We start from the raw sequence: 21,991 nt of genomic DNA, 5'->3' as shown, positions 1-21,991 counted from the left end.
AAAAAAAAAAAAAGTGTTTTTTGCGCAAAAAAAGCCTTTTTGAAAATTATTTTGTATTTATATTTTGTATAATTTTATTATGAAAACTAAACTAAAAGGAAAACAAATGAAAAAGTTAATTACTAAAAAATTTTTATATTTATCAACAATTTCAACAGCTTCAGTTGTAGCTTTTGCTTCATTTGTAGCTTGTGGAACAACAGCAACAGGTTTATCACAAACAAAAGATCATGCTGTTACTAATGAATCAATTAGAGTTGCATTAACAGATCCAAATAATCCAAGATGAATTAATGCACAAAAAGATATATTAAATTATATAGACAAAACAGAAGGTGCAATTTCTACTATTACTAAAGACCAAAATGCACAAAACAACTGATTAACTCAACAAGCAAACTTAAATCCAGCACCTAAAGGATTTATTATTGCTCCTGAAAATGGAGGAGGAGTTGGAACCGCTGTTAATTCAATAGCTGAAAAAAATATTCCTATCGTTGCTTATGATAGATTAATTACTGGTTCAACTTCATATGATTGATATGTTTCTTACGATAATGAAAAAGTAGGTGAACTACAAGGTCTTTCATTAGCAGCTGGATTATTAGGAAAAACTGATGGTGCATTTAAAGATGAAACTGAAATGTTAAACTATCTAAAAGATCACATGCCACAAGAAACTGTTTCATTTTATGCAGTAGCTGGATCACAAGATGACAACAATTCTCAATACTTTTACAACGGAGCAATGAAAATTTTAAAAAAATTAATGGAAAACTCCAATGGTAAAGTAGTAGATTTGTCTCCAAGAGGTAATGCAGTTTATGTTCCAGGATGAAATTACGGAGACGCTGGACAAAGAATTCAACAATTCTTCACACAATATCGTGATTCATCAGTGCCAAATGGAGTATTACCAGTTACATATGATAATGTAACTATCCCTAAATCTGTTTTAAAAGGATTTTTAGCACCAAATGATGGAATGGCAGAACAAGCAGTAGACAAACTAAAAGCTACTAATTATGATGTACAAAAAGTTTTCATTACTGGTCAAGACTACAATGATACAGCAAAAAAACTTATTAAAAATGGTGAACAAAATATGACCATCTACAAACCAGATGTAATTTTAGGTAAAGTAGCTGTAGAAGTATTAAAAACATTAATAAACAAAAAGAAAGCAAATGCAACAGCAACTAAAGAAGATGTTGAAAATGCTTTAAAAAACAACGAAAATACAAAAGATATTCACTTTAGATATGATGATACAACATATAAAGCTGGTTCAGTAGGTGCTTACAAAAACATTAAAGCAATTTTAGTTAATCCAGTTGTAGTAACTAAACAAAATGTAGATAACCCATTAGCTAATGCACAGCAATCTACAAGTGCAAATGTTTCTGTTTCTGCATCAGGTACAGTACCAACTAATGGTGTAACACAATAAAAATTTAATTAGAAAATTAATTTAAATAATTAAGATATACAACAATTAAATTAAAGTTATTTTAGAAAAAATAAATAAAAATTAGCTTAAATTTTTGTATAACAACCATTGTAATAGTGAAAATTTAAAGCTAATTTTTTATTTAAGAAAGGATATTAAGTTGGAAAAATCTAATATTCTATCTCTTGAAAATATCACAAAAGTTTATGGACCAGTTACTGCTTTATCTGAAGTTAGTTTTACAGTACCAAAAGGTGAAGTAACTAGTTTAGTAGGAGAAAACGGAGCTGGAAAATCAACACTTTTAAAGATTCTTTCAGGCGTTATTCCTCATGGCCAATATGAGGGAAAATTGATTTTTGAAAATAATTTAATGTCATTTAGCAACACAAAGGCTTCAGAACAAGCAGGAATTGCAATTATTCACCAAGAACTTTCTATTTCACCATATTTATCTATTTGCGAAAATATGTATATTGGAAATTATCTTACTACTTATGGTAAAGTTAATTGAAATAAGATGATTTCTGAATGCAAAAAATATTTGAAAATGGTAGGTCTAGAAGAAGATCCAACAGTAATTGCAGGAACAATTTCAGTTGCTAAACAGCAAATGTTAGAAATAGCTAAAGCATTGTCTAAAAATGCTAAACTTCTTATTTTAGATGAACCAACTTCATCTTTAAACGATGAAGATGCTTTTAGATTACTTGACATTATGAAAAAATTGAAAAAACAAGGAATTACTTCTATTTTTGTTTCTCATAAATTAAACGAAGTTAAATATGTAGCAGATAACATTGTTGTTATCAGAGATGGTAAATTCATTTCACAATACAACAAAAATGAAGAAACAATTGATGAAAACAGATTAATCCAAGATATTGTGGGTAGACCACTTACTTCAAAATTTCCTCTCAAAGATCCAAATAGAAAATTTGGTGATGTTATTTTTGAAATCAAAGACATGGTTATTCCACATGCAACAATTGCTAATTACAATGTTGTTAAAAATGCTTCATTAGATGTAAGACAAGGCGAAATTATTGGTATTTCAGGTCTTGTGGGTTCGGGTAGAACTGAATTAATGCTTTCCATTTTTGGCCAATATTACAACAAACCTTCAAGCGGACAAGTATTTTACAAAGGTAAAGAAGTAAAGTTCAAAAACACAAAACAAGCTATTCAATCAGGAATTATGTATGCTTCGGAAGATAGAAAAAATGTTGGTTTGATTCAAATTTTTTCCATTCAAAACAATATAACTTCTGCTGCGTTACATTTGTTTTCTAAATTTGGTATACTCAACAATAACAAAGAAATAATTAATGCACAAGAGCAAAAAAAAGAGGTTAACATCAAAACAAAAAATTTACTTAACAATGTTGAATCTCTTTCAGGTGGTAACCAACAAAAAGTGGTTATTGCTAAAGCTTTGAGTACAAAATTTGATTTATTAATTATTGATGAACCAACAAAAGGTATCGATGTTGGTTCCAAGTTTGAAATTTATAAAATTCTATTAGATTTATCATCAAAAGGTAAAACAATTATTGTTATTTCTTCAGAAATTGAAGAACTTTTAGGAATTACAGATAGAATTTTTGTGATGTCTCAAGGTGTTATTAAAGGACACATTCCAACATCAGAAGCAACACAAGAAAAAATTATGCAATTAAGTTTAGGAGGTGCTCAATAATGAAATTTAATTTTAAAGAATCTTGAAATTCTTTTAAAACAGAAACAAAAAAAGTAAAATCTCTTTTTAATAACCACTTTAATAATGTTTCAAGACAATTACATAATTTTAAAAAAAATTGAAGACATTTTTTAAAAAATACAAAAACTGGTTATTATGTAGATGAATCATTACATCATTTGAAAAAATTTTCAATGTTGTATATTTTTGTGATAATTTTTGCAATATTTTTAGGAATTACAAATGGAACTTTATTACAACCTGATACCTTTTCATTGTTATTTCAAAATAATGCATATATCATAATTTTAGCAATGGGTATGCTTTTGGTCATACTAAGTGGAAATATTGATTTATCAGTTGGAACTCTGGTTGGATTACTGGGTCTATTTTCAGTTTATATTTATAACAATACAGGCCAAAGTATTTGATTAACTTTTATTTTAACTACATTAATTGGTGCAGCTATTGGGCTCATTCAAGGTTATTTAATTGGTTATGGAAACATTCCTGCCTTTATTGTCACACTTGGTGGATTTTTAGCTTTTAAAGGAGCACAATTATTTTATTCAGGTGGATCAACTTTAACTCCGATTGGAAGTAGATCATCTACTTATATAACAGGAACAATTGAAGGAATCCCTGATATTCAAGTAGGCTCTGTGTGAATTTTTTCTTTAATATTGCCAATTATTTTTGGTGCAATTATAGTTGGTTTAAGAGTTTGAGGTTATTTTTCAAAACAAAAATTCGGAATCAGAACACAAAACATATATATATTCATCGTTATTCAAATAATTATCTTCTTACTTTTTACAGGAAGTGGTGTTATCTTTGGTTTAGGAACTAAATCAATGAAATACTTTGTATTATACACAGGAATTGCCTTAGCACTGTTCACTTTCTTAACTCAAAATACTGCATTTGGTAGATCAGTTTACGCAATTGGTGGAAATAGAAAAGCAGCTAAATTATCCGGAGTTAATGTTAAAAGAACCACAATGATTATTTTTGTTATCATTGGTGCACTTGCTGGATTTTCTTCAATAATTTATACAGCTACTTTTTCATCTGCTACTTCAAGTAGAGGAGATGATTTAGCTCTTGATGTCATCTCAGTTGTTTTCACAGGTGGTGCTTCAGTTTATGGTGGAATTGGAACAGTTAGTGGAACAATTTTGGGTACTTCAATAATTGGGGTTATAAATCAAGGTCTTTTAGTTCTCAATGTTGAATCATCTCAAAAAAATATTATCAAAGGTTTAATTTTAGTTAGCGTTGTTGGATGAGATGTTCTTTCGAACAAAAAAAATAATTAAACAATTGTTACAAAGAAAAGGAAAAATTTCGCATTTTTCCTTTTCTTTTTCTCCACAGCTACAAATTAAATTTTTGAATAAATTATTTATTGAAGAATTAGATTTTAAGCTAATTATTATTGATGAAAAAGCTTGAGATACTCAATTAGAAGATATCAGAATTTTGGATTTGGATTTTAAATATTCAACTAAAAATAACCAACACTTTTTTCCTTTTGTTGCATATTATGACAAATACAAAATAGATGGTAGTGTTGTTATAACTTTGAATCAAAATGAAGTAATTATTGAAAAAAGATTAAATACAAGTGTGACAATTAAAGCAACCATTCAAACCAAATTCAAACTAGCTAATCAACAAATTTTTAAATCAGCAAATGATGAAGTTGTAACTATTTTTGATAACAAACAAGCAGTTTATTCTTCAACATTTGAAAATTGAGTATTAAAAAATAATAATGAACTAATTGATTTATTAGCTATTAAAAGTAATAAAAAATATATGAAAAATTGAAAAGCAACATATAATAATAAAAATTATCATAGCATTAAAATAAGTATTGGAGCTCAGGATGAAAAAATATAATTTTGCAACTATAGATATTGGAGGTACAAATACTCGTTTTGCTATTTTTGATCAAGACAAGATTGTTAAAAAAATTAGATTTACAACTGATGTTAATAATTACAAAAAAGTATTGGATAAAATTTTAGATTTGGTTGATCAATACAAAATTAACGCTATTGCTCTATGTATTCCAGGTCCAGCTGATTATTCAAAAGGAATAATTCTTTCTTCACCTAATTTAGTTGGTTGAAATGGAATTAATATTAAAGATTATTTACTCAATAACTCACAATTAGAATACGCTATTTTTGAAAACGATGCCAATGCAATGGCTTTTGCAAATCATATTCATTTTAAAAATAACAAAAAAGGTGTAACTCAGTTTTACACTATCTCAACTGGATTTGGCGCTGGATTAGTCATTAATAACAAAATTTTTCACGGTGCAAATGGTTTTGCTCAAGAAATTGCTCATATTCCTACTTCAAAAACTTTTCATAAAAAACACCATTTAAATAATTATGCAGCTGAATTATTTGCATCAGGCACAGGAATGTCTTTAAGAGCTCAAGATAAAAATCTAGAACACATTGATGCTAAAAATATCATAGCAAAATATGAAGAACATGAAGACTACAAACAAATCGTAGATGATTGCATTGACACAATTGCAAGAACTATCGCAACTACAATAGGAATACTAAATCCTAACTTAATGGTTTTTGGTGGTTCTGTTGCTGAACATAATTATTGAATAATTGAAAAAGCTATTAAAAAAGCAAAACATTGAACAAATCCAGATCAATGAAAAAGTGTAGAATTTAAAAAAGATGCATTTGGAGATGATTCAGCTTTATTTGGTTTATATTATTTAATACTTGACAAAACTAAAAAATAAACATCAACAAAAACGAAGAAAAAATCAAGCAATATTGCTTGATTTTTTTAATGATTTTTAAATAACATCTACATTAATTTTTTACCTGAAACAGGATTGAAAAATCCTTTAAACACGTTAAATATAGATTTATTTTGTTCAAAATTATATTCTATAAAAGCTTCAAGAATTTTAATTTTTTCTTCATCTGACATTGAAGTAAATCTACTTAATTTTTCTTCATTTTCTTCACTAATTTCTTGAGTAATTCTTTCTTTTATCATAAAAATAGAAGTTAAATAAATTCTAAATCATGCTTTTAAACTATTAATTAAAAGATATCTTTGTAAAGATATCGGTGTAGTCATAAGAACTAAAGGAAATATTCAAAAAACTTCTTTAAGTGAAAAATCTATTGCTTGAGAATCTGATCCAAGAACACTCAAATATGCAATTTCAAAAGTTAATGCCATTAAAGTAAAAACTGCAACTAATTGTGATGCTAGTTTATATAATACTGCTTTATAAAGTAAATTTGATAAAGAAGATTGAAGAAATTGATCAAAATTATTTGTTAAAACTTTACTTATATCAGAAAGACTAAATGCAGGATTTACGTCAATTTCTAAATTGGTTGCTTTAACTAATGAAGGTTTTTGTGTATTAATAAATTGTAGATTAATATCTGACATTCTCGCAGTGTTAAAATAGCTATAAACCATTTTAATATTAAAAGGAAAACTTTGCGAAATTATAGAATTTAAATCTAGATTTTGTGCTTTAAATTCTTCAAATTCTTGTTCTAATTTATTCTCATTTAAAAAATTTTTAATTTGATTTTCTTCTTTAAAAATAAAGGCAAAACCCTTCAAATATATAGGATATTTTTTAAATTGTTTTAAATATCAAAATAAAAAATTTCCGAAAAAAACAAGAGCTAAAAATATAGAAATTCCTAATAAAATAAAAATAATTGTATTTATATTATTATGAATATCTATCATTTGTTGTGAAGGTTTGGTTGGTTTATCAAAACTGAATATGTCACCTTCTTGACGATATTCGCTATCTGGTTTATCAAAGAAAAATAAGTTGTTAAATAATAAACCAAAAAATACTAAAAGAGAAACAGCCGGAGCTAGTAAAAATCCTATTCAAAAAGATATAACTGAATAAGTTTTATTTTGTAGTTTGTATCTTAAAAAATCACTAAAAATTGTTCTAATATTTTTATTTTCCATACTTTCCTTTCTAATAAAAATATTTATTATAAATTCTAATAAACATATTAATTGTAAAACAGATTTTGAAATTAATCTTTAACTTTATATTTAAATAAGGTTGAAAAAGTCAATAAAGACACATACGGATTTTTTAATAAGCGTTGTAAAGAAGTAAGTTGATAAATTTTGTAAACTTTTATTTTTTCTTTTTCGCTTAAGTTATCAAAATTCTCTAATATTTTTTTATTTTCCTCACTTACTTTATCGCTAATTAAATCTAAATTATTAAAATTTGTCATTACAAAAAAAGCTAAGTTTTTTACATAAATACTTCACTCAATTAAACTTCAAAGTCCACTTGTAAACATTCAAATAGCAAAAGACAAGCCTAAAAAAATACCACTGTGAAATTGTATTTCAGACAATTGAAATAATATAATTATGTTAAAAATGAGTATTAAAATAGCACTAAATTGTAAAGTAAAAATTCTACTTGCTCACTTATTTACAAAATTTTGATTATCTAATAATTTAAAAAACTCAGTATTAATAAGATCTTGAAAATTTTGATGTTTGTTAAATTCTTCTATACATTCTTTTTGTAAACCCGCTTTAATCATAAATTCTTGAAATGATTCATTAGGACAAATTTTTCTTTCATCTTGTAAATCAAAATTTAATAAAAACTCTTGATATTCGTTTTTTCTTTTTCTATCATAACCAGGCGTATAAGCAGAAGAATATTCATTTTTGGAAGAAAACATATAATATAAAGAAGGAACAGAAGGAGTTTTAAAACTAAACATAAGTTTTCCAAAAATACTGTTTCAAAAGAAAATTAAAGTTAATTTCTGAAAAATTTTAACAAAACCAAAAGTAATTGTTTTTCTTTTATAATCTTGCTCTTGAAAATTTTCGAATTCTTCTAATAAGTTATTTTCTCTTAAAAAAATATCTTTATATTTAAAACTTTCAAATAAATAATAAAAACCTTGATAACACTTTAGTAAAAGTTCTTGTTTTTTGTTCTTAATTCTTTTATAAATTATTAAACTTATAAAAGAAACTAATAAAAAAGAAAAGAAAATTCAATAAACAAAAAAGGGAATATTTTCAAATAATTTATCAACTTTAGCTTTAGACCAAATGTTAATACTTATAAACTCAAGAATTACAACATTAACAGCTAACAAAATAGAAAAAATGACTCTCAGAATGAAGAAAAATGAAGTAAAGATTGATAATTTTTTAATTTTGAAATTTAAGAAATTATAAAATTTAAATTTTTCTTTTGTCATAATTTTAATCTTAGTCCACGCTTAAAACTATATCTAAAACTCTAGTCATGAGTACATCTGAAATGGAAATTATAGTGTCTACTAAATTTAATAATTCACTTATAGGATTTACAATTGAAGTAGCTGCTAATGCTAACTTTCTTGAAATTATCTTTTGAGCAAATGATTGTAATTTTCTTGTTAATGACTTTGTCGAAGAATTAATGCTATTAAAAAAACCTTTAAAATTAGAGATTAATTTTATAACATTTGTAGATTTTAAAATATAGTTAATTGAGCTACTTAAATTTAATTTGTAATAAATCTGAAAAGAATTCTTAAAAGTATTAAAAAATGATTTTATGTATTCATTAAAAGGCAATATTTGTGAAGTAATAATGGTGTAAAAATTTCCTCAATCAACATTATTTTTTGTTTGATTATAAAAATTCACTGCATTACGGTAATCTAAACTAAAAATTTTGTCCATTACACTTATATGATCTGATTTATATAGTGTGACTAGAGAATCATATTGTTCTTTCATTTCTTTCATCTCTTTAATAGATAGTCCAAAAATATAGTTGAAATTGTAGCTTGAGTAACTGCCATAGCCGCCATAGGCGCAGTAGCTCCAAAACTTCAAAAAGCTGAAATTGTGTAGGCTGCAGCTAAGCCTCATGCAATTGCAGTAGAAGCTCCGCTTAATGTAGTAAATAAAGTGTTTTTTATTAACATACCAGCAAAATAATCTATATATTTTTTCAATTTATCTTTTTGATTAATGTGATTTTTTTGTATTTGTTTTCATTGACTAGGTGTTAATGAAAAATCTCCTTCATAATATGCGCTTTGATAATTGGAATAGTAAGAATAATTAGAAGTAAAAGAACTTTTTTGAAAATCTGGTAAATAATTTATTGATTTAAATTCTAATCCTGTATCTTGTGCAGGAAAAACTAGATTCATATTGTCTTGAAAATCAAAGCTTTCTTCTAATAAATTTTCTTCTGGTAAGTGTAAATTAAAATCTTCGACACTTTCTAAAGTAATATCTTCAACATCTGGATATAATACAGAGTTAATAATTTCTAATTGTTCTTGAGAAAAATAGTTTTTATCTATCTTTTCAAAAATTTCTTGTTCTGTTATAGTTTTATTTATAAATTCATTGGTTTTTTGATTTCATAAATTTGTAAATTCTTCTATATTTTCATTAAATGGTAATCTGTTAAGTGTATTATCGATCAATTGATTGATTTGAAGCGATTCTTCTGATGAAATATTCTTAAAATGATTTTCAATATTGTTTAATATAGAAGTTTTTGCTTCATTTTTTAGTTGAAATGAAGTATTTAAATTTTCTTGATAATAAGTATTATCAACATTAATCTGGTGTTGAATTCCAGGTTGTAGAGCATAAGTTAATTGAGAAATATCTCCAAGTTTAAAAATGGTTTTTTTCATTAATTCCTTTCAGTTTTTTAAAATATTTTATGTTATCAATGTGTATTATATATTCAAATTTTATGATATTTTTTAAATTGTTATTAAAAAAACAGCCGAAAAAATATGGCTGCTTTTTAATATTTAATAAAGTGGATTTTTAATAAAAATTAGACAATAATTTAGATACTAGATAATTAATCACTGTAATAAACTTTTTGAATAATTTGAGTGTTTATAATATCAAATAATCTTATCTTATCAATTTTGTCTAAACTATCAAAATTATCTACTAGTTTTTTATATTCTTGTTTCAAATATGGATTATATCTTTCTTTTACTTGAAAATTAAAGATAATAAATTCTTTTAAATGATATTCAAATACAATTTGATCACTCAAAACTCATAATCCAGAAAATATTGTTAATATAACAAAAAACGAAATTACATAAGCTAGTTCACTTTGTATAACCATACCTACATTAATGTATAGATCGATAAACATGGTTATAGCAAATTGTATTAGAGAAAAAGTACTAATAAAAAGACAAAAAGTCACTATTATTTTGCTTCAAGGTTTAGACTTAAAAAATTTTGCTGTATTTTCTAAAAAATATTCTTCAAAATTTGAATATTTTTCAAGTTTTTCCATAAATTCTTGTTTGTATTTTTCAAATGTTTCAGGAAAAAATTCTTTCTGTCTTTCTAATTCAGGAAAATCAGTAAAATTAAATTTAATTAAATAATGTTTTATTTTATTTTTTCTTAGAGGAAAGTAATGTGGAATATAATGATAATTATAATATGCACCTCTAATTCTACGACCAAAAGCAAATATTTTTCAAATCAAAATTCACACACATATAGTTGTAAATCAACTACTTAAAATTCCAACACCATAATTGATTTTATATTCATTTATTTTTTGATTTTTGAATTTTTCATATTGATCTCATAAATTTACTTCTTTTAAAAAAATATCTTTAGAATCAAAATTATGGATTTGTAAGTAAATAGCTTGAGGTAAAATGCTTATTATTTTTTTTCTTTTTTTGACTTGCATAAAAATATAAAAGAAAAAAATAATAGTCAAAATAATAAAGATTCAAAATATTAATCAGTAAATTGAATTATTTATGTTATTAAAAAAATCACTGACTTTTGCTGATTTAATTTGAATAAGTCTGTATTTTAGTGCAATTACATTTAAAGATGCAAAAATAGATAAAAGAAATACAATAATGAAGAAAAATGAAGAAAAAACAGTTGTTTTTCTATAAATTTTTACAAGAAAATTATTGTATATTAGTTCTTCAGATAATTTAGTATTCATAGTATATTACTTCATTAATTTTATATTTCATTAATAATTCAAACATTTTTATTTGTTCTTCTACTGATAAATTTTCAAAATTATCTATCATGTTTTTAGATTCTACTTTTATATAAGGATTATATCTTTCTTTTACTTGAAAATTAAAAATAATAAATTCAGTTCAATGGCGAGAAAATATGTTTTGATCACTATAAACTCATAATCAAGATGCAGTACACAATAATATTCCAAAAATTATAATTTGAGTAAATTCAAAACTATGATTTAAAAATTTATCTACTAATACTATTATTACAATTTGTGAAATGGTAAAAACCAAAATAAATCAACAAATAATCACGTTTTGACTACTTCAGTCTCGACTTTTAAAAAACTTTTTGGATCTTTCTAAAAAATAATCTCTAAAATTAGAATAATTATTTAACTGTTGTTGTAAGTTTTGATTGTTTAATGCTGTTTTGTCATTATATATATTTGAAAAATCACAGTTAATTAAATAATGACGAATTTTGTTTTTTCTCAATGGAGTGTAATTTGGAATATATCTTGGATTATTTGCTACAGGTGAATTTTCGTAAAAAAACACATTATATTTAAACAATAACATTCAAAAACATATTGTCGAAGTTCAACTACTCCAAATTCCAACTCCATAATTTAATTTATATTCTCTAAAATGTTTTGTCTTAAATTTTTTATATTCTTCTCATAAATTATTTTCTTTTAAAAATGAATCTTTATATTCAAATCCGTTCACTTGTAAATAAATCGCTTGAACTAAAACAGGAATTAATTTTTTTCTTTTTTTATTTTGTGTATAAGCATAAATAATTGTTAAAAAAATCAAGAAAATAAAAATCAAAAAAATTAATCAATAAATTCAATAATCTATTTTTGAAAAAAATCAATAACTTGTTTAGATGTTGTTTGACTGAATTTGTACTTTAAAATAGCAACATTAAATGAAGCACTAATAGATAAAGCAAAAATATTTATAAAGAAAAATGAAGAAAAAATGGACGTTTTTCTATATTTTTTTACAAGAAAATTATTGTATATTAGTTCTTCAGATAATTTGTTATTCATAATCGGAATATTTTATTGTTTTTCCTCATACATTAGATTAATTGTCAATGTCGCTACTAAGTTCAAGAAAGAAATTCAATTATCTAATACTTCTAAAAATTCACCAATTGGATTTAGAATTGAAGTAGTTATCATCAAAATTTTTTTCTCTGCTGATTTTGCTATCAAATTTTCAAAAGTTTTATTTAAAGTTTGAATTGCAGAAACAAATCTTATAAATTTTGTGGGTTTATAATTTTTAATAGTATTTACAAACTTTATATAATTTTTTTGAAAAATGGGAATTAAATTTTTTGCTTTTTTTTCAAATAAATCACTAATTCCTTTGATTAATGGTTTATAAATAAATTTATTCTTTAAATAATCTATAATAACTTCTGCATTGTCGTTTTGTTTATTAAATATATCTTGAATTTCTTTATATTTTTTGTTAAAAAATTCAGTCATAATATTTAATTCTGTAGAGTAATAAAAGTCTCGAATGTCTGCTAAATTCTTTTCTACTTCTTTTTCTTCATCTATACTCATTTTTAAAAATATTGTAGATACTGTGGCTTGGATAGTTGCGCTGACTGCTTGCGGTATTGTAGCTCCAAAAGTTCAAAAAGCAGCTGCGGTATAAGCAGCAGCTAAACCTCACGCTACAGCAGTTAAAGCTATGCTAATAGAGTTAAAAGTCTTATTTTTTTGTTCAACTTTTTCTAAATACTTAATATAATTTTTTAATTTTTCTTTTTTAGAAAAAAATGATGTTTTTACTTTTTCTCAATCATTACTTGTAATTAGAACTTGTTGTTTCTTCTTAGAATTTACTAAATCTGTGTTAGAACTTTTTATAGAACTTGTATTTGACTTATTTTTATTAATGCTTCTTGAATCTTTAATTTCTTTTTTAGTCACAGTTTTAGATTCATTAACAATATTAGAGTTTATTAAATTTCAGTCTTTTGTTTTAAAATTTTCACGACCAATAGAATCGATAATCTCTTGTTCAGTTAATTTACCAGTTGTAAAATCATTAGTTTTTTCTTTCCATTTTTCTAAAAACTGTTCTCTTTCAACTCCTATTGGTAAATTTTCAAGAGTATTTTCAACAAAATCAGCAACTTCTGGTTTAGCAAAATATAAGGCTGATTCATAAATATTGTCATCATCTCTTATAGGAACTATATCGATTGGCTCAGTTGGTATTTGCGGTACCTGCATAGGATTTGTGGTATCGTGAGTATTACTTAAAACCATTTGATGTTGAACAACTGGTTGAAAAGCATAGGCAAGTTGAGATACATCACCTATTTGAAATAATATTTTTTTCATAGTGTCTCCTAAAATTGTTTTTTAATTTAATTAGTTAAAAACAGTTAGCGAGACTCTGCCGATATTATTAGTATATTTTTTAAAAAACCTGAAGATAAATTGTAAAAATAAATATTTAAGTTCTATTATCAACTTATTAAATTTATTTATTTTAAAAAGAAAAGTGTTTCTTGTATTGTAGAATTTTCTAATTTTGCTTAACACAATTTACCTCTACAACAAAATTATACTCCTAAATTAAATATGTTTATTTTTTATATAAAATTAAATTAAAAACACTACTTTTGTACATTTTTTAAAAAATTGATAATTTCTTCTTTGTTTATATTAGGCTTATAAACCAATTCTTTTACTTTAATTTCATCAGAAAAACTAATTCCTGCCAGTTGAATAAATTCCATCTGACTATCACCTTTTAAAGCAAGAGCAAAGATTATTTTAACTATTTGATTATCTCATTTTAATTCATTTTTTAAATGTACAATGCAAACATCGTTTTTAAGTATGTGCTTTTCAGAATCACTGTCTCCGTGAGGTAATAGTAAGTAATTACCTAAAGCAACTGAAGATAGTTGGTCACGTTTTATCATAGAATCAAGATATTCTTTTGTTACAGAATTATTACTAAAAAATACTTTAAAAACAAAGTTAAATACTTCATTTTTGCTATAAAGTTCTTGATTTAAAAATATATTTTCTTTTTTAAGTATTTTGTTCATTGTCTACCTTTAATAAAATTTCGATATCTTCTAAATTTAATTTAGTATTTTCTTGTAAAAAATGTTTAATTTGCTTCATTTTTACAGCATTTTGAATTTCTTGTGCTTGTTTATCCTCTATAAAATCAAATTGTAGAATTGATTTAAATACATCTAAAATAGGTTGTTTATTTAGATGAAATTTCAAAACGTTTTGATAAATTAAGTTAAATCTTTCTTTTTCAGAAATTTTAGTAATTGGATTTCTAGCAACTCTTGTGTTTAAGTCAAAAAGTTGTTTATTTTCAAAGCGTTTTAGAGTATTGAGAAAGTATTTCTGAAGTTGAATTTCTTTAAATTCTTTAAAATTCGATGTTAGTATTTTAATATTAATAGAAGCCAAATTTTTGATATTTTTTATAATTTCTACATCATTAGCACTTTCACTAACAAATTTTAATTTCTTTAAATAACCAAGATAACCTAAATAAGAATGAAGTGAATTTACAAGAAGTAATTTTCTAAAAGTATAAGCATCAATGTCTTTGACATAGCTAATTAATTTAAGTTTTTTACTTCTTTTTTGTTCATTTTTATCAGCTATAACTTCAAAAAAATTATCTACAAATACATCAATATTTTTAGATTTTTTATTAGGAATTATTCTATCAACAACTAAGTTAATAAATCTAATATTAGGTTGAATATCAAAAAATAATTTAGCAAATTCAGAAGATATTTTATAACCATTTTCAAAGCATAAAATAAATTGTAATTTCGAAAAAGTTTGAAAATGCTTTTGCAAATATGGAACTAAATATTTTAAATTATTTGATCCTAATGAAGTTGTAATATATTTTGATTGTTTTAAATATGTTTTTAACTTTGCATCTTCTAAATTAATTGCTTGAATGTTTTTGATAATTACTTCATTTTTGCTGTTTATATCAATTATTTTGTATTGTTTTTTTTGACTAATTTCATCTACTAAATCTTGATTTTTGTCAACAAAAATAATTTCAAAATCATTTTTGTTAAAAATATAAGCTACTAATCCACGACCTATATTTCCAGCTCCAAAAATTAAAACTTTATTTTTTATTTTTGATTTCATTGATTATATTTTTGTATCCTTTTAAATCTAAAAACTGATTTATTATAAAATAATGTGCATCAGGATTTTGTGCTTTGATTCTATCTGCTAAAGATGAAATTGTGATGATGCATTTTTCAGTTTTATCAATATTAGAAATTGATTTGTGTAGTACTTCAATATTGTTTAAGTTTTCTTCTTTTAATAGTTTTTTTAGTATTCCGCTTCCCATTACAGAAGAACCCATTCCTGCATCACAAATAAATCAAATTTTAGAAAAATCATGAGCTTTATTTTCTTTTTTACTATTATCAGAAAGTTTTAAAGATCTGGATAATTGTTGTGCTTGTTCTAGGTCAATATTTTTGTTTTTTACTTCTTTTTTAAAGAATTTTTGTTTTATTTTAGAAAAATATAAAATCACTAAAGATACTAAAAAAGAACTAATAGCTGATCCAAAAATTCCCAAGCTCAAACCTGCTAAATCCATTCCAGTTTTTTTCACCTGAATATATTCTGCAATAATAGAACCAGGACTAACAGGTGCAACTGCTCCAACATCAAAGATTTGGAAAATTGCATTTCCTACTACACCACCTGCTATAGCCGCTATTATTAAAATAGGTTTTAGTAAAACAAATGGAAAGTAAACCTCATGAATTCCGCCAAATAGATGAATAATAGAAGATGAACCAGCTTGTGATTTAACACTTTTGTCTTTTCCGAAAATTAGTCAAGCTAATAAAATTCCTAGCCCAGGACCAGGATTTGATTCAAGTAAAAATAAAATTGATTTACCTGAATTTTGAACTTCCTGTGTTCCTAAAGGAGTAAAAATTCCATGATTTATAGCATTATTTAAAAATAAAACTTTTGCAGGTTCTACAACAATAGCTACAATAGGATAGAGTTTGTGTTCTTGCATTTTACCTACAATTAATGATAAAAAAACATTTATATAAGCTATGATGTAAGCAGAAAAGAAAAACGCAGGAAAACAAAGTAAAAATCCTAAAATTCCTAAGTAAAAATTATTTACTAACATTTCAAAACCAGGTTTAATTTTGTGAATTCAGTTTTTTTCAGTGTGTTTTAAAACTAGTGCAGCAAGTGGAGAAAGTATCATAACTCCCAAAATCATTACAGATTCTTTTCCTGCTATAGATTTAAAAATTTCACTATCTCCTGCAGCAATAACAGCTGAAGCTATTAAAGCAGAAATAGCACCTCCACGAATTGAATAAATTTTTTTACCAGCAAAAAACCCAATTAAAATAGGAATAAGATATTTAATACCAACTCCTACCATACCTGCTAAAGTAGAATTTGGAGTTCATCCTGTTGGAATGAAAAACGAAGTAAGTAAACCTCAAGCGATAAAAATACCAATAATTGGCATAATCATTGAAGATAAAAATCCACCAAAACTTTGAATTTTTACCTTCATTTTTAAAGCAATGTCTTTATAATTTAAGTTCAAATTTTTTTCCTTTCTTTTTTAATTAAATTATAAAAATTGACTTTATTTTTCTTGATATATGTAACAAAAAATACAAATTGTAAAATTTTATTTTTTCATTCTGTTTGTTATAATTTTTTAATAAAGATTTCTAATATGAACAACAAAAAATTTAAATATTTCTATTTATGAACTCTATTGTTACCTTCATTTTTGTTTTTGTCTTGTAGTTCAGAACAAGAAAACCATAATCTAAAAATAGAAGAAAAATTAAAAAAAGATGAAGAAAAAAGAAGAGATATTGAAGAAAAAATAAAAAAAAGAGACCTAAGAAATTCAGAAAATTCACAAATTAATAACCTAAAGAAAACTTGAGATGCTTTTTCAGAAGATTTTTGACAAAATATTTTTATACCTTGCCAAGAAAACCAGTCAGATTTTTGTAATCCAAGGGCTGAAATTAATAATCCTGAAGCAGTTTATTCAAGAGAAGCTAAAATAAACTTAATAAAAAAAATAACTTATATAAACTTCAAAAAATTATTTTTTAACACACTATTTAAATATGAAAAAATTTTAGATAAAGAACCATTGCCTGAAATCATAGTGAAATCTCCAACTCTCAATGAGAATATTGCAAACATTAAACAAGCCCAAACCATTCCTCTTGTTCAAGCTAAAATTAATTTAAAACAAAACAAAATAATTGAAAAAACTTTTGATGAATTAATACAAAATCAAATTATAAATGTAGTTACCACAAAGAATGTTATTCCTTGAAAAGATCCAGAGTTTTTGAAATATCCAGAAAATTTTATTGTTTGACATATTTATTTTTCAGATGATGAACAAAAAATGTTTGTTTCATATCAACAAGCACATTTTCATCCAGATAAGTCAGTTCATATTTTTGGCCAAAATCAAGTTATTAAAATAGAGTTTAATAAATAGAATAAAAAAAACTACATTTTTGAGTAGATCCCCTTTTATTAGAAAAATAGAAAAGTGGATCTGCTCATTTTGTAGTTTTTTTAAAGTATTTAGTTTGCTAATTTTCCAAAAATATTTGTAAGAAGTACTTCTTCAATCTTATATTCTTGCGCGTCTTTTCTTTCGGTGACTAAAAATGATTGTGGTTTAAATAAATGATTTATTTTTTCTAGTGTGGAAGCACCCTTGCATAAAAAATCATCAGCTATTTCATTTTTAGGTCAACAAATTAATGAAGTAAAATTCAAGTTATTTTTTTGTTTATTGTTTAAAGAATTCTCATTAGCTTTTTTTACATATTTTTGTGTCATCTGAATTAAATCTCTGGTTTTTTCAGGACTTATGTCTTTGTTTCCCTTGCCTTTAATTTCAATATTAATTTGGTGTTGATTGATGCAAACAATGAAATCAGGATAAGATTTTTTTACTTGAGTTTGTTCAAAGTAATCTCAAAATATACTTTTTGAATTATTTGTAAAGTTTCTAAATCAAATGTTAATTTCCAAATCATCATCAGCATCTTCTTCTAATCATTTAGTAAAGAAAGAAACAAAATCTTTTTCTGGTTTTGAATCTACAGAAACTTTTACTTCATTTTTTCCCAATTTTTTATTATTGGAATAGGCATATTTTTCAATTTCACTTTTAATTTCTATATAATTTTTTGAAGAATCTTTTGAGTCATTAATGTCAATAATTTCATAATCTTCTACATATTCTTCTGGTGGAGCAATGATTTGTTTTATATTTAAAGTAGGATTAGTATTTTCTCAATTTTCTACATTTAGTACTTTAATATCCTCTAGTAAATCAGTTAAAATATAGTGTTTATAATATTGAATTGAAATTCTAATATTTTCATTAAGTTTCTGATTATAAATTGATTCAATATTCTCTCACATATCTGTGGTTATTAGTGTGCTGTATTTTTTTATTAATGATTCATTAAAAATTTCAAGCTCAATTTGATCGAAAATTGTTTTTTCTATAAATCTACCCTCGTTGATATTGCTTTTTCTTGTAATCTTTAAAAAGTCTTGATTTTTCTTTCTAAATTTTTCAAATTTTTCACAAATTTGTTCAAATTCTTTGGAAATTAATTCATAAACTTTTTCTTTGTAAGTTTGATTTATTTTAATTATGCTAGATTTATCAATCTCTCCAACAACAAATTTTTTGTTTTTGTATTGCTCTTTTAAATAATAGATTCTTTCGCGTAAATTTTGGTCAAATTTTTTATTATTTGAATAAACAAAAAATTCATTAGCTATTGAATTATTTAATTCTTTTCTGTGATCTTCGTTATCAATTTTTATAGGAAGAGGAAAACGCTTAATTCTTCCAAGTGTTTGTTGGTCAAGTGTTTCTGAAGAAACATTTCTTAACTGAACTAACATACAAGCTCTAGGAATATCTCAACCAGTTGCAGGTCCAACTTTAAAAATTATTACATCAACATCACTGTCTTTTTTAGATAAAGAATTTAAATCTGTTTTTGAAGTATTACCAGCAACAGTTTTTGTTTTTTCTTCTGAAAAATATTTAGCATAACTCAAATTATATTTTTCCAAAATTTTAATAATCTGTTTTATTTCCTTGTTAAATTCAGCTTCTTTTTCAAGCATTTTATCTTTTACTTGAATAAGCATAGCAGGATTTACTTTTCATAAATTTTTTAATTTTTCATCATCACTAATTTGTTTGTATTGTTTTTTAATATCAACAAAAGTTGTACAAGCTTGTTCTAATAGAAACAAATTATCTATTTCATCTGTAGATTCGTAAGAGATGTTTAAGTTGACATTTTTATTAGATTTTAGAAGTTTTCAATTATCATCATCTAAATCTTTGTTTGTTATTTCCACAATATCATCATTTTCTTTGGGTGTAGCAGTCATCATTAATTCAAAAACATTATCTAGTTCCTTTATTTTTTTATCAAATGATTTTGCATCTGGTTTTTCACTTATTTTTGATGTACCAATATGTGCTTCATCTCTAATGTAAACAACATAGTAATCCGATCTTAATTCATCAATAAAAGCATCTAATTTTCCTTCTTTTACAAAGATAGTTGACTTACCAAATGAAGAAGTTCCAAAAATGAAAACATCTGCTTCTTTAGCTAAAATATTATATTCTTGATCGCCTTTAGCTTCTTTTTGTTTGGAAGGAGATTCTTTATATTTTATAGTTGCATTTTTCATTGAATTTAAATAAAATTTGTATTGTTCAAATTTATCTAAAGTTTGTTTAGGCAATTCAGCATTAGAAATTGTATTGTAAATAAAAACCAGTTTTTTACCTGAGTTTTTATCAAATTCTTCCATTATCCTATCAATAAAGTTTGCAATAATAAATGTTTTGCCTGAACCTGTTGGTGCCTTAAAGGTAATTGAGGCTTTTTGTTGACTATCAAATGCATTTTCTCATTTAGCTACTAATAAATCAACTGCTTTGGCTTGTTTTTCACTAAGTTCCATTATTTCTCCTTTTTTACTTTATTTTTCTTCATTTTCTTCTTTATATGGTCTTAAAGAAGAAAGAGTTTTTAATACAGAATCATCAAATTTTTCTTTATCTTTATTGATTCCAAAATCTTTTAAAAGTTTTAAAAATTTATCTTTTAATTCTTGATTGGTTATATTGTTATTTAACAAAGAAGTGTTGTAAGTTTTAGATCAAAATACATTTAAACTTGTATCAAATGCTTCATTTTTCTTGATTCATTCAAAGTCTTTTTGACCTTTTGTGCCTTGTCCTTTATTAATTCTATAAAGTCTTTCATATGTTACGTTTTGACCAATATTATTTTCGTTATTAGTTACTAAAACAAAAGAACGATTTCCGCCATCTTCTTTATTAAGTTCTAAAACCGCTTGTCCAGTTGTACCTGAACCTGCAAAGAAATCTAAAACTCTCATATCTTTTTTATCAGAAAATAAATTAATTAAATATTTCATCAAACCAACAGGTTTCGCAAAATTAAATGCCGTTTTATCAAATAAAACTTCAGTTATTTCATTAGCTGATTTTGTTGTGTAAAAACCATTACTTAATCTATTGTAATTTTTATCAATTACATTATTAAATCTTCGACCTGCTACTTGAGTTTCTATTTCAAAAGTTTTTGGATTAAATTTTACAAATTGATATTGTTTTCTTTTTGCTACTCAAAATCCTTCGTTATTTTTTATTACCTGAATAAATCCTTGTTTTTTACCTTCTAAATATGTTTTATATGATCAAGTATAACACGCAGATTTGGGTTTTTTTATATTGGTAAACAACTTAAAAAAAGTACCATCTGGAGCTTCTATTTCGTAATCAAGACTTTCTAAATATTTAAAAGTAGATGCACTTGATCCACGGTGTAAATCCACTAATCTGTAATAACCTCTTTCGTCAAAGAACTCATCTTTTAAATCAAATCCTGAATCAGAGAAAGATTGTTCATTATGTTTTAAGTAATTAAAAGTTTTTTTGTTTTTATTTTTAGCATAACACAAAATATATTCAGTTATTGTATCTATAGAATATTGAGAACTTGTATTTCCACTAGGACCTGTTTTTTTCATTCAAATTAAATTCGCAACAAAATTTTCTTCACCAAAAATTTCATCCATTAAAACTTTTAAATAAGCTTGTTCATTATCATCGATGGATACAAAGATGACTCCGTCTTCTTTTAGAAGTTGTTTTGCTAATTTTAATCTTTCGTTTAAAAGATTTAATCATCCTGTTCTTGAAAATTTGTCCCGATATATAAATTTATCAGCAGTTATTTCATCATCAGTTAAATTATTTCCATCATCTGATGTCTTTTGTGTGTTATAAGGAGGGTCAATGTAGATTAAATCGAAGTTAGAATCCTCTCTCTCTCTCTCTCTCTACTCCTATAAGGTTCTTTAAAACATCATAATTTTCTCCAATGATTAAAGAATTTTGTAAATTATCCTTCATTTTTGAAGAAGAAAAAGATAATTTTTCGTCTTTTTCAAGTATTGCGATGCTTTGATTATTAATTTCTGGTGCTTCGTCAAAAACAAACCCAGTTGCTACTCTTTGTTTTAAAAATCTTCAAATTTGTTCAAAGTCATCTATAGAAATTTTGTCATTATTTTTTAAAATTTCTAAATTTAGTTTAATTAA

20 protein-coding genes are annotated in these 21,991 nt (G+C 24.6%); 6 read left to right on the top strand and 14 right to left on the bottom strand.

Features of this window, described 5'->3' with window-relative positions:
- Positions 1 to 106: 106 nt before the first annotated feature.
- From p46 to F801_RS0102975, 5 genes are all read left to right on the top strand, one after another.
- Positions 107 to 1,450: a surface antigen P46 gene (gene p46, locus F801_RS0102995; protein ID WP_027332477.1), complete on the top strand. Its 1,344-nt coding sequence runs from the start codon at positions 107 to 109 to the stop codon at positions 1,448 to 1,450.
- A gap of 160 nt (positions 1,451 to 1,610) precedes the next feature.
- Complete coding sequence (locus F801_RS0102990) at positions 1,611 to 3,149, top strand: sugar ABC transporter ATP-binding protein (RefSeq protein WP_014335422.1); 1,539 nt, start codon at positions 1,611 to 1,613, stop codon at positions 3,147 to 3,149.
- Positions 3,149 to 4,468, top strand: a complete 1,320-nt coding sequence (locus tag F801_RS0102985) for a sugar ABC transporter permease (RefSeq protein ID WP_013301999.1) — start codon at positions 3,149 to 3,151, stop codon at positions 4,466 to 4,468. Before F801_RS0102990 ends, F801_RS0102985 begins: the two co-directional genes overlap by 1 nt.
- Before the next feature lie 4 nt (positions 4,469 to 4,472).
- Positions 4,473 to 5,054 (top strand): hypothetical protein, encoded by a 582-nt coding sequence (locus F801_RS0102980; RefSeq protein ID WP_230493930.1) that lies wholly within the window; start codon positions 4,473 to 4,475, stop codon positions 5,052 to 5,054.
- Positions 5,041 to 5,934 carry an ROK family protein gene (locus tag F801_RS0102975; protein ID WP_015084054.1) on the top strand — a complete coding sequence of 298 codons (894 nt, stop codon included), beginning with the start codon at positions 5,041 to 5,043 and terminating at the stop codon, positions 5,932 to 5,934. The genes F801_RS0102980 and F801_RS0102975 overlap by 14 nt, the downstream gene beginning before the upstream one ends.
- A 68-nt stretch (positions 5,935 to 6,002) precedes the next feature.
- Here the strand turns inward: F801_RS0102975 and F801_RS0102970 are convergent, their stop codons facing one another.
- The 11 genes from F801_RS0102970 to F801_RS0102925 form a co-directional block, all read right to left on the bottom strand.
- Positions 6,003 to 7,154: a hypothetical protein gene (locus tag F801_RS0102970; protein ID WP_015084055.1), complete on the bottom strand. Its 1,152-nt coding sequence runs from the start codon at positions 7,152 to 7,154 to the stop codon at positions 6,003 to 6,005.
- Positions 7,155 to 7,225: 71 nt separating this feature from the next.
- Positions 7,226 to 8,434, bottom strand: coding sequence for a hypothetical protein (locus F801_RS0102965; protein ID WP_015084056.1), 1,209 nt, complete (start codon positions 8,432 to 8,434; stop codon positions 7,226 to 7,228).
- Positions 8,435 to 8,444: 10 nt separating this feature from the next.
- The gene (locus F801_RS04080) at positions 8,445 to 8,969 is read right to left on the bottom strand and encodes a hypothetical protein (RefSeq protein ID WP_020104630.1); all 525 of its coding nucleotides are present in this window, start codon (positions 8,967 to 8,969) and stop codon (positions 8,445 to 8,447) included.
- Complete coding sequence (locus F801_RS0102955) at positions 8,936 to 9,880, bottom strand: hypothetical protein (RefSeq protein ID WP_020104629.1); 945 nt, start codon at positions 9,878 to 9,880, stop codon at positions 8,936 to 8,938. Before F801_RS0102955 ends, F801_RS04080 begins: the two co-directional genes overlap by 34 nt.
- Positions 9,881 to 10,056: 176 nt before the next feature.
- Positions 10,057 to 11,193, bottom strand: coding sequence for a hypothetical protein (locus tag F801_RS0102950; protein WP_015084058.1), 1,137 nt, complete (start codon positions 11,191 to 11,193; stop codon positions 10,057 to 10,059).
- Complete coding sequence (locus F801_RS04075; protein WP_020104628.1) at positions 11,183 to 12,058, bottom strand: hypothetical protein; 876 nt, start codon at positions 12,056 to 12,058, stop codon at positions 11,183 to 11,185. Before F801_RS04075 ends, F801_RS0102950 begins: the two co-directional genes overlap by 11 nt.
- 26 nt (positions 12,059 to 12,084) lie before the next feature.
- The gene (locus F801_RS04445) at positions 12,085 to 12,282 is read right to left on the bottom strand and encodes a hypothetical protein (protein ID WP_020104627.1); all 198 of its coding nucleotides are present in this window, start codon (positions 12,280 to 12,282) and stop codon (positions 12,085 to 12,087) included.
- Positions 12,283 to 12,294: 12 nt separating this feature from the next.
- The gene (locus tag F801_RS0102940; RefSeq protein WP_020104626.1) at positions 12,295 to 13,599 is read right to left on the bottom strand and encodes a hypothetical protein; all 1,305 of its coding nucleotides are present in this window, start codon (positions 13,597 to 13,599) and stop codon (positions 12,295 to 12,297) included.
- A gap of 278 nt (positions 13,600 to 13,877) precedes the next feature.
- The gene (locus tag F801_RS0102935; protein ID WP_015084061.1) at positions 13,878 to 14,318 is read right to left on the bottom strand and encodes a PTS mannitol transporter subunit IIA; all 441 of its coding nucleotides are present in this window, start codon (positions 14,316 to 14,318) and stop codon (positions 13,878 to 13,880) included.
- Positions 14,302 to 15,411, bottom strand: coding sequence for a mannitol-1-phosphate 5-dehydrogenase (locus F801_RS0102930; protein WP_020104625.1), 1,110 nt, complete (start codon positions 15,409 to 15,411; stop codon positions 14,302 to 14,304). Before F801_RS0102930 ends, F801_RS0102935 begins: the two co-directional genes overlap by 17 nt.
- Positions 15,389 to 16,870 (bottom strand): PTS transporter subunit EIIC, encoded by a 1,482-nt coding sequence (locus tag F801_RS0102925; RefSeq protein WP_020104624.1) that lies wholly within the window; start codon positions 16,868 to 16,870, stop codon positions 15,389 to 15,391. The genes F801_RS0102930 and F801_RS0102925 overlap by 23 nt, the downstream gene beginning before the upstream one ends.
- Positions 16,871 to 17,005: 135 nt before the next feature.
- On the opposite strand from F801_RS0102925, the gene F801_RS0102920 reads away from it, so the two are divergent.
- On the top strand, positions 17,006 to 17,800 hold the full coding sequence (locus tag F801_RS0102920; RefSeq protein ID WP_020104623.1) for a hypothetical protein: 795 nt from the start codon (positions 17,006 to 17,008) through the stop codon (positions 17,798 to 17,800).
- 89 nt (positions 17,801 to 17,889) lie between these two features.
- Here the strand turns inward: F801_RS0102920 and F801_RS0102915 are convergent, their stop codons facing one another.
- From F801_RS0102915 to F801_RS0102905, 3 genes are all read right to left on the bottom strand, one after another.
- Positions 17,890 to 20,322 (bottom strand): DEAD/DEAH box helicase, encoded by a 2,433-nt coding sequence (locus F801_RS0102915; RefSeq protein WP_020104622.1) that lies wholly within the window; start codon positions 20,320 to 20,322, stop codon positions 17,890 to 17,892.
- 18 nt (positions 20,323 to 20,340) lie between these two features.
- On the bottom strand, positions 20,341 to 21,693 hold the full coding sequence (locus F801_RS0102910; protein WP_416371593.1) for a site-specific DNA-methyltransferase: 1,353 nt from the start codon (positions 21,691 to 21,693) through the stop codon (positions 20,341 to 20,343).
- Between the two features lie 10 nt (positions 21,694 to 21,703).
- Positions 21,704 to 21,991: hypothetical protein (locus tag F801_RS0102905; protein ID WP_020104620.1), on the bottom strand; the 288-nt coding region annotated here is incomplete at its 5' end.

The sequence above is a fragment of the Mesomycoplasma hyorhinis ATCC 17981 genome, from assembly GCF_000383515.1.
GTDB classification, from domain to species: Bacteria; Bacillota_I; Bacilli_A; order Mycoplasmatales; family Metamycoplasmataceae; genus Mesomycoplasma; species Mesomycoplasma hyorhinis.
The sequence above is the reverse complement of the archived record's forward strand: the minus strand, read 5'-3'. Positions and strand labels throughout refer to the sequence as shown.